Origin of the sequence: Ruminococcus flavefaciens (assembly GCF_900143025.1) — a bacterium.
Classification (GTDB): Bacteria; Bacillota; Clostridia; order Oscillospirales; family Ruminococcaceae; genus Ruminococcus; species Ruminococcus flavefaciens_I.
On record NZ_FRCT01000004.1, the window covers coordinates 121,494 to 136,770 of the forward strand.

A 15,277-nucleotide genomic window follows, 5' to 3' on the forward strand; every position below is an offset into this window, starting at 1 on the left:
TATCAAAACAGACTATCAAAGTCATCATTTACTGTTGCCGTCTTGCCTTTAACCGTAAACTTAATTGTACCAATTAGATTTTCAGAATCATAGACATCAACAGTATAGTCTTTTGCACGTTTGATATCTGTCATATCAAATGTAAAATGCTGACCATTAATAGTACTTCCAGCATATCTTTTATCATCTAAAACAACAGATATATTGTTTGAAGACGTTTCAGAAATATAAAGCGTTAAAGACACGCCTTTCCTTCTATCGAGTATTATATTATCAGGCTGAACAACTTTTATCTGAACAGATACGTTCTTCTTCAGTGTAAGTGTAATTACAGGAACAACGACTTCTTCGAGTGTTGCGCCTCCATGAACCTCTACATTTGCAGCCCTACTCTTTTTAAAACGGCCATAGTCTGACAAAACAATATAGTTGTTCTCGACAACTTTATACGGAACATCACAGCCTTCAAAGTATGCACAGCATCTACCGGAATGCTCTCCTTTTGTATCTGTCTCGTATGGAATCTCCTGTTTTTTTAATACAGCAAGGCGTGAAGCACCGTGGTCACTTGCAATTATAAATGAACGGCATTTTCGCATTGTCAATTCAATAGCCGCTGTATTGATTGCACGTTCAATAACTGACAATTCAGCTGGGATATGAATCGGATCCTCATCATTTGTAAATAAGTATCCGCCTTCCTGCTTGTGTTTTATATCATCAAGCATCTGTTCCTTGTATTTCATTTCACCCGGCCAGTTATCGAAGAACTGTTTATTGAGCTTTGTAATCGTTGGAAGATCTGAACGAGTAATATCAATATGAATGGATAATCCTTTTTTCTTAGCTAATGCCTCAATATATGACAAGTACTCAACACCAAGTGCATCTATCCAATACAAATATGCATTTTTCTTATCTTGAATAGATTGAATCGCACTGTCTCTAGTCGGAAGTTGAGCATATAGGTAACTAGAGGCATAGTCTTCAACAGTCTTCACAAACTCAGTATTGAGCTTATTTGAAACTTTTTGGAGCTTATACGCATAGACGTATTCTGTGAGTTCCTTGGATAATACCGGGCAAGTAAAGGTGTATTTCTTCAAGTACGCAGCCAGAGCCGGATAAACATATTCTATAGCATCAGATATTCCATGATGCGCCACCCACTTGACAACAGCCTTACGTTCATAAGAAGTGTTATCAGTATAACGATATATGCTTTCTTCTGGATCGACCTCGTTTGCCTTAAGGAAAACTGCAATATCCTCTTCAGGGAATTCACGTACTAATCGCTTGCGACAGTCATACATTTTGCGGAATTCAGGATCAGTATGAACAAATGAAACGATCATGGTCAGTATATTATCCTTAAAATCTTCGTAATTTACCGTTTTTTCGACCACATATCTAAGGTAGGAGTTAGCTATCTTAGACTGGTGGTACTTGCAGTAAATAAAGGCAAGCCAGTTCTTGAATTCAATACCTGTAATAGCTTCATGTAGATTATCAAAGACGCTATCATCGATATAGAATCTATCAAACAACGCATCTAAGTTTCTGCCTGCATCATTCGCTTCTTTCAGAAGACGTGACCACTGCTCGTTTGTTCCTATCTCATTTTTCAGATTAAAACCTTTGATTGTAGTATTCAATATCGCATACGCATCAAATAAACTTGTAACTGGAAACAATGATTCTTTCATATTCAATGATGTAGCAACATTAACAGTCTCACATGCACCATCCTCAAGCTTGCGGAGAAGGTATTTAATTCCTACATCCTTAACCAGCCCCGCTTCCGGGGCTATGTTCATTATTCTAGCATTAGTAATGATATTATCAGAAATATAGGCTCTATTCTGTGATCTCATCCTACTGTCATCTTCAATTATCCGACAGGCTTGTTCTGATACACCACGAAGAAGAAGAATTACTCTTGCAGTCCCGAGTGTAGTACTTTTCAGGCGACGAAGTTCCTTGTCAGCAAACATAGCTCCTTTAATTGCAAGAAATTCACCTAACCCAATCACGACAAACTTGTTGTCACGATAATCTATATCAGATGTTCTGAAATTGTCAATCAACTCATCTATACTCGGAAACTTGTCGTCTTTAAAACAGAAATCGCTCATCCGTACAACAGAAACACCTTTCTGTTTCAATTCGTCCAGAACGGAAGCATAGTCTTCGTCGCCGACAACATAGAAAAAAGGGACGCCCTTTGCAGAAGAGATATAATTCAAAACTTCATTGCAAAGCATACTACTTACCCCTTTCTGTTATTGATAATCTTTACTCCTAAGCCCATATCCTTCTTAACAATCTCTGTCAGCCATGTACGTAATTCAGAGTCATCCATATCAGCGATTTCTTTAACCACATGATCACTTCCGCCTGCATTGTACTCTTTATGTGCCAAAGCTGTAATTTGATCACGTACACGCGGATTGTCATTCCATTCATAAGCGCTTATGGCGAGATCTTCAAGATTATCTCTTACAGCGTTAAGATCTGTTAACAAGCAGCTGAAATCACCAACTATTGCCTGTGAAAATCTTTGATCTCTGAAAGAAGCATCTGCAATATCAGTAAAGAAATTCGCATTCTGTATAAACTCAAGCGCAAACTTGATATCCGACTCACTTGAGGTATTACTATTTAAGATTGAAAATGCCTTTTTCGCATCTGAATAATCAGCAGAATTCACACAAATCAGTATCGGTGTACGGAAATGCTCTGACCAAGAGCGCGGATTCTTTGTACCGCCGGCTTTTTCTTTCCAAAGAGCAAACAACTGTGCCTTCAACTGATTCTTTCTGAAATCTTCTGCCGCTTTTTTGACAATTGCATTGCTTGAAGTTGCGGTTTCAATAAACAACTCGGATTTTATTGAATGCTTGATCTCTTCGCATTCCGATTCTGTGAATCCCTCAAGATACGGTGCGTAAACATCCATGAATACTGTGAGAGAATGATTGAGAATTTCTCTGATCTCAGCACTATGATTTGTCATCTCCGTAAATATGGTTTTCATATCGTCCGGAAGAATGTCATCATAATTAGCAATTTTACGGAGTTGATTGAAGAATGATGTTAATTCCGGATACTTTGCACAGATAGACTCGCAAGAGAAACCTATAAATTTAAGAGTATCTCTCCATGCACTGAAAGCACCATTTTTTGAATGCTCGTGAACATTAAGCATGACGTTTGTCATCTTAATCACTTCATACTCAGTTGTCAGTTTTCTAAGCTCGTCCTCACCGGTATTACCGTTCCATATTGCGGAATACTCTACACTGAAAAGGTTTTTGATATCAGTAAAAACAACATCCTGAGCTCCGATCTCTTCTGTTAGAGAAAGCAGCTTATTATTTTCGAACCGCTTCAGGAATAGCTCCATGCCCTTCTTGCAGTTGTCTGTTGTCAGAAGTTCCTTCAGATTCTGTGCAGAAGACTGACGCTGAATAGCAATCTTGCCTATTCTATTTGCAATGTCATGCGCATCGTCACCCTTGCTTTGAACAAGTTCCATGTACATCTTAACAAGATCATATACACCCTGAGTATCGACATCTTCCAGACACCAAACCGGGTATGAAAGTGTTCTCATTTTCTGAAGCACCATAGAACTTGCATGACTGGGAGAAGAACACGAATTAGGCTCAATGCTCCATGCTGACTCGGTCAGTTCATAGAACGCTTTTTCCTCTTCTGTAAGACTAACAATATAGCTTTGCTTCTTTTTTGCACCGAAATTGTTGCCTATCATTTCAGATAACTTATCAGGCGTCATTGAATCCCGATGTCCTTCGGCATCCATACAGCGATATGGTTCGGAACTATACTCCTTCAGAAGGAATCCAGTAAGAAAACATGAAAGATTGCATTCAGAGAAACCAAATGTTGATTCTAGGCAGTCATAAATTGAACCGATAGAGATTTTTCCGCTCTCTTTAAAACTGTCTGCAATCATCTTATTGATTGCTTTCTTAATAATAACTATAGGTTCGTCTGAAAGTGAATCTTCACTCCAATAATCTGGGCGCTCCCAAACTTTACCAAGAACGCTTTTTTCGCAGCCAGCTATTAAGCCTTTGACATCAATACCGCCAATACCATAACGTGCTATCTTTGTTGGGGTAGAGAGTTTGAGCTGCGATTCACTCAAGCCTTTAGTGAAATCCTGAACATATCTGTATTTATTAAGAACAATTGTCTGAAGGATAGTATGTACAGCAGCTGCACCAACAGCTTTTTCACCATCCTGATTAGCATGAGTATAGACAATAAAATGTCCATCATGAATCCTGTCTTTCCATGTCTGCTCCAATACATCTTTTGCCTGTTTATTCTGTTTCTTTGACTCTTGGTTGTTGTTGCCGCTGTAATACAGAGACATGGCTGAAAACTCCACATATTTTTCATACAATTCCATTGTAAGCGGAGTTGATAGTGCATCAATAACTACAATGTTCTGATAAACAGGATCACTGATTGTACTCTTGATAAGAGAGCGAAAACTCATTGCTTCATCTTCATTCTTTGCTACGGCAAGAACTGCAAAGAAGTGCCAACTTGAATCCTTGTTTTTTAGAGCATCCATCTGCTTCTTAAAATCGGCTATTGTTACAACAGGCAGCTTACCTGATTCAACATCTACTGCATAGCGAAGCTTCAGTGGAGGTGTAAGATTGAGTGCAGAAGCCAGGGCAGGTCCCTCATAAACCAGCTTTGCAGTTGTACCTTGAGATGTACGTATCTCTTTCTTGTAGTTTTCAATTTTGACACTATCTCCTGCAAGAACAGCAGCTGAGTATGCTTTCTTATTATCAGCTATAGGGTTCTCAATCAAGATTCCCTTTGTTACAAGCCCTTTGGCAAGGCCCTTACATTCGTTTTGTAGCTCTTCGTCTCCATCAAAAACATAGCTGATATTCTGATCAGTTGGTTTAAGTATAGGCAATGCTCCGCCAAGGCGAAGATCTATCGATTGAAGAATCAGAATAGCTTTCAAGACGATTTCTTCTTTCTCTGTAAGCTGTTTCTGCTGAGAGAATGTATCAAGGATCAATCTGATATCTGATGTCAGATAGTCTCGTCCTTTCTCGTAGAAGAAGTCCCATAGCATATCAACAGTCAAAAAAGGTCTGTCGTCATAAGGACTTGTATTCTGAATAAACCATTGAAAAGCTTTTACTTCCAGATTCTTTGGAGTTTTTATAAAATCGAACATACTACGCTGATTCGACTGAAAAGCAGATGCGATATTTTTCAGCACAAGCGCAGCCATCGGATGAAGCGGAAGTATTTCCCGCATAACAGTTTCACTCTTTATACTTGCTGCTTTAACAACCGCTGAACGTGCATTATTATCATATGAATTAAGCTCGTCTGTCATAGCCTTCCAATTATCCATAGCAGCAGGCTTAACTTCAAACGCATGACCGATAAGGTCGAATGCTATATTATCAGGTAAAGTAATTTCAACCTTATCAAATCGCTGCTGCACAACTGTCCAGGGATTCGTTTTATCATTAACAGATCCATACTTCTGAGTCAAAGAAGAAAGCGGATGAGTTACAATCATAAGATAGAACGGTGCTTCCTGGCAGATAGAAACGAGTTTCTGGAATTCACCAAGTGAATCACCATTCTGGCGGAAATAATCGCTGAATTCATCCCATATAAAAACTATCTTGATATTGTTTTGCTGAATAATATCAATTATCCAGTTACGAAGCGAATCAGATGTCAGATTCAGGGCTGTGATACCCTCAGTTGCAGCAAGATCAAATATATTGCTCATAAGAGAAGATACATCTGAACTTTTTTTCAAGCTATTTACAATTTCTTCCGCAGTTGACTGTGAAAAGGTCGACTCCCACTTAGGCCTTTTAAGTAGAGCATCAACAAGATTTGCATGAATATCGTCTTCAAGCCAGGCTATAACACTTTCTTTCAGAGAATTCTCACCCTTATAAGCACAATCACTTGCATTCAGTGCATTCTTAATGCTTTCCTGAACTGCAAGGAACAGCTGTTGTGGTGTTGTGATACTACCTGAAGCATAACGATACGCTGTCAGAATACCTTGCTTCTTTTGACCAATAATCTTTTCAAGCAAAGCTGGTTCCTTTTTAAGAGGCTCGTATTTTCCCCAATATGCTCTAACTTCCTCTTCCGATACTTCTAAAAGCTTTTTAAGAGCAAAAGCACACTGAGACTTACCGGTACCATATGCACCATGAATCCAGATTGAACGGTTAGTGCTACCGCCAAGCATAGCTTCAGTATTTTTTAAAAGCGAAATAAAAGTATCATGAGGGTACGTAGTATCCCATTTTGCACCGCTGTTGATAGCGGATTCGTCAATACATGGGAAATAATCTTCATCAATATCAAAGTATTCGCAATACTTCATATACTTTGTAGCCATGGTTTAGTCCTCCCGGAAGAGATTTAATACGTCATCTGATGTTTTATCACGAAGAGTAATTGTCTTCAGATCATTTGTAAATGTTGCATTGATATATTCCGGATAAGCTGAAGACAGACCGAGCAGAATAGATTTCAACTCTTCCTCGTCATAAAGGCCGAATATCCTAATTGGACTTACGCCATCCCTATCGATGGTATCATCCATAAGGTATGACACATGGAACTCCTTATCCATATTGCATTTTTCAGCAAACTTATATAGAGCATAAAGAATTACACGATTGTCACTTACTGAACACTTCGCGCGTACCATGTCATCATCATCGGTAACATAACCAAAATTCAAGCTGGTACCGAATGGAGTGTCAGTTATTCTTTTATACGCTTTAACAATTGATTTTGCATCCTTAGGTTTAACATCTAAAGCGATAAGACGTTCTTCTATCTGATTTCGCTCATAGAAGTATCCAATATCCATATTATTGATATACCAAGCTATCTGTGGATTCTCCATTGCTAAGTTTACAAGCATTAGTCCCAGTGCTGTATCGGATTCCCAGCCAATCTCGCTTATCAGTTCAGCAAATGGTGTAAAATGATTCTTTTCATTTAACCCAGCATCTCTCAAAAAGCGTCTAAACATGTCATACATCATCGGTCCAAGCGTATGCTCTGTAAAGAAATCTTCCTTTAAATCAAAGAATGCAACAAGCCAATCACGCTTAGGTGCATGGTCGGCAAAAGAATTGAGACTTTTCATAGCTCTTCCTCCTCCTTGTGGATGACGCAGCGAATGGAATAACAAACATCCACTGTCAATCATATGGCACTGATAACAATGAATGCAATCTGTAATGGTCAGTTTTCCATCAGTAAACTTTATACAACCATTTCTACAGTTTGTTTCACAAACCTGACAAGCTGCGCAATATGCAGATTTTCTGAAAACCTGCTTGAACATCTTTGAAAACTTTGGCTTTTCAACTACGATTGAATCAGGGATTGATACAACATACCCATTTTTTGTTTCTTTAACTTGAAAATGGATTGTATCCCCCTCAAAACGAATAGAATAATCTTCTTCATTTACACTAAGCATTCCAAGTGTTTTAATCCATTCTTTCCAGTCTGTAGAAGGATTAGTAACAGTAATTGTCAAAATATGCTTTGTTGTGCTTTCAACACAACGAAATTTATTATCGCGAAGGTCTCTTCCGTTTTTACGCGCGCTCCACCCGCCATTTGTAATATATGATTCTACCTGCTTCGGATCAGTTGAATTGTATGAATCTTTTATATACGAAATGTATCTATCAATTTCTTTTTCATAGGAACAATGACGAAAATAATCACTTGCACCTCCACCCATAGGGCAAAACAAACAGCCAGCACGAGCATTTCCTTTACGGTATGTATTATTAATATAAATCTTGTTATAAAACATATAAAGCCATATTTCAGCTGATGTCCATTCAAGAATCGGATTAAAGCTGTATTGACCTTTTTGTTTTTTTCCAAAATTTTCAAACTCGTATTTGCTTCTGGCAAGGCTTTCATGTGCGCGTACTCCGACAAAATCCATTCCGATATAATCGTCTTTGCCTGTTATCTCGCGCATTTTCAATGTTTGCGGTGTACTTTTATGAACACTACAGCACCAGCGAAGAACCCTTGCAGGCGGACCGAAGATTCTCCATGAATCATGTGGATCAAAATGAGATCGTGCTGTATAAAATGGTGTTCCATCATCCGCACATTGTTGCTTTGTATATTCTACCGCTGCATATGTATCAGGAAATTCCATACCGGTATCTCCGAAGATGACGATAAAACTGCCTTTAGGTAATGCTTTCTTAACCAAATCGAGTAAAACGGCACTATCTTTTCCTCCGGAAAAAGCAACATGAAAGATATCAAGTTTCTTATTGAATTTTTCATATTCTTTAACGATCATCTTAACCGTTGAATCTTCGATGACAGTGAGCAAGTCTTTGTTTTTTTCACACATTGCTTCGATGTCAATCGGTCGAAGAATATTTCCCTTTTCACGACTATATGGAATACTGCCATCCTCTTCTATCACCGGCTGTAATTCTGGTGCATTATATAAGTCACCACCTTTTATTCTTGCAATTAAAGTGCCACGATACCAATACGCAGTAGACTCTGCCCAAAGATAAGGGATTTCTTCTTGAGGATCAAAATCCCAGTAGTTACGAAAACCAAGCAGTTCCATTTCCGGGCTGTATACCGGTCTGGGTTCTTTTGAAAAATTTGTTGGGGTTGAATTAAGTAAAATTCCTCCTGTTTGTGTATCAAAGGAATATGAATACATGAATCAAAGATCCTTTCTAAGTGTTTTCGCCATTGCCGCAACCTCATCCAGTTGCCCGAACTTACTTTTGGCGGCATATCCATTCTGAAACAGATAAGCACCTATTGTTTCGGGAGTCAATTCCAGATCTGTCTTTGCAGCAGCAATTGCAAGCATTTCTATATAGCTTTTCCCGAAATCTTTTTCGGAAATAATACCTGCATTCTTATCATTAAAATTTATCAGACATAAAGAATATCGCTTGCTATACAGATAGCAATAGCTCTCAAGCAAGTAATGGTTCCAACTTTGTCCACACATCGGGAACAATGCAAATGAAGTGATCTCCTTTATTGCACAGAAATGATCAGTAATCAGCCCCGAAAGAACCCTATCTATCTCCTCTATCGGAAACTCAACATAGCCCGGAGCTACAAACTGGTCAACATCAATTCGCACCATACTCTCATACAATGCCTGAAACACGTTCTTTCTATTTGGAACACCTGTAAGTTCAATATTCTTCTCTGATAGTTCATCAAATGTACAGCTCTCTTTTTTAGCAAGGTATTGTTTAAGCAATACTATTGAATTCAGCTCAGAGTTCTCCTTTGTTAGGATTCTTCCGTTAAGATTGTACTTTGAAGACAGTAGTCTTCCATATATTGCTGATTGGATTGTAGAAAGAGGGATCTCATAATTAGTTTCTTCCACGCTATCAATAGGTAGATCGCCCAATGACGCAAATCCCTCCTCTTCATAAGCCTTATCAACATATTCAATTATTGCGCTACATTCTTCCTCTGTCATGATCAGTTTATCATTGAGAAAATACAAGCCTTCTGATACTCTCGTAAAATTCAAACTACCAGAAATAGCTCGCCATATATTCTCAGTAGGAATATACGGTAGATTCTCACCGAGGCTATCTACTGTTCGAGTGACTGAATCTCCCCAGATTCTCTTTAATTCTGATGAAACGCATTCTTTTTCCGTTTGCTTTTTCCCATTTATCATGAAGCGCTTTGCATGATAGCATTCAGGAAATTGTTTTTGCAACAGTTCTTTCAGCATTTCTTCTGAAAGAATATGCTGCTTATTCATCCATTCTGAATGATGCTCTAACAGAGCTTCATAATAGACTACAGCATTTCCATCATTAAAGATATCCTGTACTATTTTCTGGAGCTCAACAGACAGATCTTTATTTTCTGCAAACAATTTGTCATTTATAAACGTGCCAGCAGAAAGAATCAATAATCTTAATTCATCATCTTTCTCTGGTATGCTACCAATATCCTCTTCTTCTGCAAATTTTCTAAAGCGTATCAAATCACGCATTGAATCAATTTTGAAACCGTATGAAAAACGCTTGTCAAGAAGAGCGCGAATACTGTTTAAAATGTCATCGGAACAATCTTTGACAGTCTGACTTTCTTCAGCATGATTATCAATACTGGTATCAGCATGATTATCCGTTCCATTATTTCTTTGAAACGAATCATCAAACATTGTTTTAGCTGTACCAAGAATTCTCTGATACTTCTCCTGATTATGCTGATAATAATTTATCATAATACGGAAAAGTTTTGAGGTGTTCTTTATTCCAGTTTTACCTCCAGTAAACAAATATCGTAATTCTTCAAAACGCATGCTGATGCCATTCTCATTGCGATAGGTATCATCAATATCGATTCCTTGGTTGACAGCATACTGACGAAACATTGATGATATATCATAAACAGCTTGTTTCTTTGTGATTTGGCCGTTCTCTATACGCCAATATGCATCAATCAAAAGAGCAACTTCAAATGAGCTCCAAATAGGTTGTCGCATACTATCATTCCCTTCAAGCTAGAATCCTGTCATTTGCTAATATGTTAGCGCAAAAGCACCCTATATTTTAACACAAATCCGCAAAAAAGTCAACGAAATAGCCTGTTTAACATTTTTAATTCCCGCTGTTTTCATGCCATTTCTAAATCGACAACTGCTTTAAATAGAAAAGCCAAACGCAAAGAATTATCTTATTCTAACAAGACGAGATTATATGCAAAATACAGCAAAAAAATTTAAAATCAATTGACTTTTTTGTGACTCTTAATTGAATTATATCACACGACAAATCATATTTCTATGTTAAATTGTAAATAATTAGTTTTGATGGTAAAAAAGAAGAGCCGCCCGAAGGCGGTACCGAAATATCAATCATCAAAAAGTTTATCTGCCACGTCAAGATCAAGAAGATAATACTTCCGACCTTTCTGGCGGTTTTCAATCAGAAAAGTATCGGGTATAAGTTTAAGCCTGCTCCGTACAGTATTCTCTGAGAGTTAAAAAGATAAGAATGTGTGTTCATAGAAAGTTTACGAATCCAGCCGCACATTTTACCTTCATCATACGTTAAAGCCTATAAGACTAAAGTACAATTATCTCTTGCATTCAGCGAGATATCGCTGTATAATGAAATAAAGCAGTTATATACTGTAAATCAGAAGAATGGCAGGTGAATATTATGAAATTCAAGAAGATAGCTGCTGCAATTGCCGCTGCTGCAACCGCAATTATCCCTTTTTCTGCAGATAATGCAGATGTGAGCAATACATCAAAAGTATATGCAGAAGAATTCATGACAGAAAGCTCTATTCCTGACTGGATACCCACAACCTTTGAGGAAGCTGTCAGCTTCCGCAATAAGTACGGTGCAACTCACATCGGTTCGGGAAATGAAAGCAATCTGATCTGTCTTGTTTTCAAAGAGCAGTATCGCAGCCAAGCAAGGTATGAGATAAAAACTTCAGGAGCATTGGTAACCGAATACTGCCATGATGTATTTGTTAATGAAGACATCGATGTTGCATATGAAGTTGTGGTATATAAAAGCGCATGGAAAACGCCGCCTGATTTCAAGGTCAAATTCAGTCGTGATTCTGTATTGCAGCAGGAATACTCCTTTACAAGTTTCGGAACGCAGGCTGTAGAAACCGATATCTACGGCTGGCTTCCCGACTGCATCGAGGAATACATGGAGTATGAAAGTATTAATTCCTGTATATCAGCAAAAGACAATTATGTTGTATTCTGCCTTGATACTGATATCGGTACAGGGCATTACTGGATCCTTAACCGTGAAAGTGATTATGATAGTACTGTCATATCGTCTCTGTGCTCAACAGATTGCAGTGAGGAAACAACCGAACCCCTGGACGGCGGTACAAAACATGAGATCCGGGTATTTCAGGCTGAAAAAGACGGGTATGCAAAGATAGCGTATGACTATACCGAAAATTACTTTATTTCCAATTCACCCACTGCAATAGAAAAGACATTACTTGCCGACTGTGTGGTTATAGATGATGCACAGACCGTACTGCTTAAGGGAAATATGAGATATACACTTGTTGACTATGATACCGGCAAGCCTATTTCTGTTCCCGAAGATGACGCTCCTTATATATGGACAAATGTAAGCTATGACACACCTGAAGGCGAGTGCATTATGAACCGTCAGCCATTCTGGCTTTATACAAATCCGGCAATTGACAAGAGCACAGGTTTTCACCTTGACGCAGATAATTTTTCATTCGGATTGAGTGATCCGCCAAAAGGATATTTGATCCCTGAAACGGCCGATCCTCATCCGAGATATGAAAATGGCAGAATAATCCCTGAAGATTATATGACCGTCACAAAATACGACAATGGAACTGCCGATGTTGTAATAAAACTAAAAAGCCGTAAAAAGACCACATCATATTCAACAACTATCACTCTGTATGATAAGGATACAGGTGAACTGATCGGTATTCCTGAATGTGATGATGCGTTCCGCATTATGAAGGTCACTGCAAGCGGTAAAACAGAGTATTATGGTATAACGTCAAACCCCTGTACAGTCGATGATATAAACGTATACGATCCCGACAGCTATTATTACATCATATCTGATATGGCCGGAGGCGGCTATTGCGAACCTGAGTTTGAAGTCGTAAATGAAGGGAACAACAAGGTCGAACTGTCATGCAAACTGGAATGGGTACCGAACGGTGATGTCAACGGAGACGGCTGTCTCACTGTTTCAGATGCTTTGATAATGCAAAAGTGGCTTCTTTCTGCATCAGATATCACACTTTTCAACTGGAGAGCAGTTGATTTCTGCCGTGATAACAAGATAGATATATTTGACTTAATAATGATGCGAAAAGAACTCATAAATCGGAATGCTACAGAATATTTAGAACCTGATCAGCGCAGTTTCGGCGGACCAATACGTACTGTTACAGATTGTCTGAGATTATATCTTGGCCCGGATGAGAGCTATGAGAATGTAGCAATTATTTATAAAGGTACTCATCTCTCAGAATTAGGATATCAGGATAATAACGATAAATGGATATTTACCGAATACTGCGGTCAATATGGCTGGATCAGAACAGTAGAAGACGATGGCAAAACTCCGACGATCGTTTACGAGGTATACATGGATAAGCCAGTCATCTATCTCTACCCCGAGAAAGAGACCGACGTTCACGTTGAGCTTGAACTGACTTCTTCAGACCTTTATACGACCTACCCAAGGTACAACAACGGCTGGGACGTAACAGCATATCCTAACGGCACACTCCTGAACAAGGTTGATGGTACACATCATAAGTATTTGTTCTGGGACGCAGTAAACTGCCGTACAAGATTCGACTTCTCGAAGGGCTTCTGCGTCGCAGGCAGCGATACAGAGAGTTTCCTCAAGGAAAAGCTCTCATATATGGGACTGACCGAAGATGAAATGAACGAGTTCATAGTATACTGGCTGCCTTTAATGGAGCATAACAGGTATAATCTCATTTCTTTCCAGAGCGATGCCTATACTGATTCTGCCAAACTGAACATAACACCTGCACCTGACAGCTTACTGCGTGTATTTATGGCATATGTTCCGTTGGATGAGGCAATTGATATCGAACCGCAGCAGTTATCGACCTTTGAGCGAACAGGTTTTACAGTCGTTGAATGGGGCGGCAGCAAGATACAATTAGAAATCATATAAAATGAAATTCCGCCCGTCATGGGCGGAATTCTTTATAGTTATACTGAGGATACATATATACACATCATCAGTTACAGTATCTTCTTTCACAGTATAGGATATAGTATCAAACAACTGATCTTCACATTACAGGAAGACACTTTATATTCATTATATACAACATTAATGACATACACTTGTACATTACCACAAAACAGCAAATCTGGTATATTGTTAACAAAATATCCTTTAATGCATCGAATTAAAATGTTATAATTGTCTTATATGATAAATACCATGACGATGAAGTTTAATTTAGTATATAAGGCTATCCTTTTCATCTCGCATTTAATTCATTAAATATCTGAACAGGAGGTTTCTTATTATGGCAGGTAGTCAACCACCGAAATTGATTATACTTGACATTCTTCATATTTTACAAAAGCACTCAGACATTGATCACAGACTCTCTCAACAGCAGATACAAGATCTTATAGAATCAGAATATGGAATGAATGTCGCTCAAAAGACCGTTAAACGCAATCTTTCAAAGTTGATCGAATTTGGTTTTCCCATAAGATATCGTGGCAGCGAACATGAAAATGATACTATAATCCGTAAAGGTAAAAACGGAAAAAGCGAAGTGATATTGACAGATTGGTATTATGTTCATGAGTTTATGGATGGAGAATTGCGTCTGCTTATCGACAATGTGCTTGCTTCTGACGGAATTTCACAGAAAGAACGCCTCAGCCTAATAGGTCGTCTTGAAGGCTTATCAAGCAAGTCTTTTCTCTCTACTATCAAGAATACAGATATGGAGATTTGCGATAAGGTAATAAACAGAGAGATTTATATTACACTCGAAAACATTGGAAGTGCTATCGCAGACGGAAAACAAGCATCCTTCCACTACTGTGATTGCGGGATAGATGGTAAGCTGAAATATAAACTTGACAGTAGCGGTAAAAAGAAGCTTTATAACGTCAATCCATATCAGATAGTATCCAGGAACGGCCACTCGTATCTGATATGTAATCTTCCGGAGCACGATGATCTTACACATTTCCGTATTGATCGTATCAAGGACTGCACCAAGAACGATGAGCCTGCAACTCAACTGAGAACGTTGAAAGGCTTTTCGGCAGGTATCAGGCTTTCCGATTACATAAAAACGCATCCGAATCTGTGGAGCGGTACTCCCGTACATATCACATTTCAATGCAAACAGTATATGATGAACGATGTTGCGGATAGTTTTGGCACGAATAACAGGATTGAAACGCTGCCTGACGATATGATGATAGTTCACGTTGAAGCAAGCGAAGCCTCAATGCTACACTGGGCAATACAATTTGCAGACGCAGTAGAGGTACTTTCACCTAAAAACTTGCGTGAACAAATAGCCGAAACACTAAGAAATGCTCTCAGCAAGTACGAAAAATAAGTAAGTCAATAATGTCACATACGATGTGATATAATAATAAGGAGGAAAA

6 protein-coding genes are annotated in these 15,277 nt (G+C 38.5%); 2 read left to right on the forward strand and 4 right to left on the reverse strand.

The window, feature by feature from the left end:
• Positions 1 to 2: 2 nt before the first annotated feature.
• The 4 genes from pglZ to BUB28_RS05725 are packed head-to-tail and all read right to left on the reverse strand — an operon-like array spanning position 3 to position 10,594.
• A complete protein-coding gene (pglZ, locus tag BUB28_RS05710) occupies positions 3 to 2,264 on the reverse strand; it encodes a BREX-4 system phosphatase PglZ (protein WP_072949691.1) in 2,262 nt (753 codons plus the stop codon).
• Between the two features lie 5 nt (positions 2,265 to 2,269).
• Positions 2,270 to 6,442 carry a hypothetical protein gene (locus BUB28_RS05715; RefSeq protein ID WP_072949693.1) on the reverse strand — a complete coding sequence of 1,391 codons (4,173 nt, stop codon included), beginning with the start codon at positions 6,440 to 6,442 and terminating at the stop codon, positions 2,270 to 2,272.
• A 3-nt stretch (positions 6,443 to 6,445) separates the two neighbouring features.
• Complete coding sequence (locus tag BUB28_RS05720; RefSeq protein ID WP_072949695.1) at positions 6,446 to 8,779, reverse strand: phosphoadenosine phosphosulfate reductase domain-containing protein; 2,334 nt, start codon at positions 8,777 to 8,779, stop codon at positions 6,446 to 6,448.
• A 3-nt stretch (positions 8,780 to 8,782) separates the two neighbouring features.
• Positions 8,783 to 10,594, reverse strand: coding sequence for a hypothetical protein (locus BUB28_RS05725; RefSeq protein ID WP_072949697.1), 1,812 nt, complete (start codon positions 10,592 to 10,594; stop codon positions 8,783 to 8,785).
• A 679-nt stretch (positions 10,595 to 11,273) separates the two neighbouring features.
• Here BUB28_RS05725 and BUB28_RS16710 point away from each other — a divergent pair.
• Both BUB28_RS16710 and BUB28_RS05735 read left to right on the forward strand, forming a co-directional pair.
• Positions 11,274 to 13,802 (forward strand): dockerin type I repeat-containing protein, encoded by a 2,529-nt coding sequence (locus BUB28_RS16710; protein WP_139277518.1) that lies wholly within the window; start codon positions 11,274 to 11,276, stop codon positions 13,800 to 13,802.
• Between the two features lie 658 nt (positions 13,803 to 14,460).
• Positions 14,461 to 15,228 (forward strand): helix-turn-helix transcriptional regulator, encoded by a 768-nt coding sequence (locus BUB28_RS05735; protein ID WP_207647084.1) that lies wholly within the window; start codon positions 14,461 to 14,463, stop codon positions 15,226 to 15,228.
• The last annotated feature ends 49 nt before the right edge of the window (positions 15,229 to 15,277 follow it).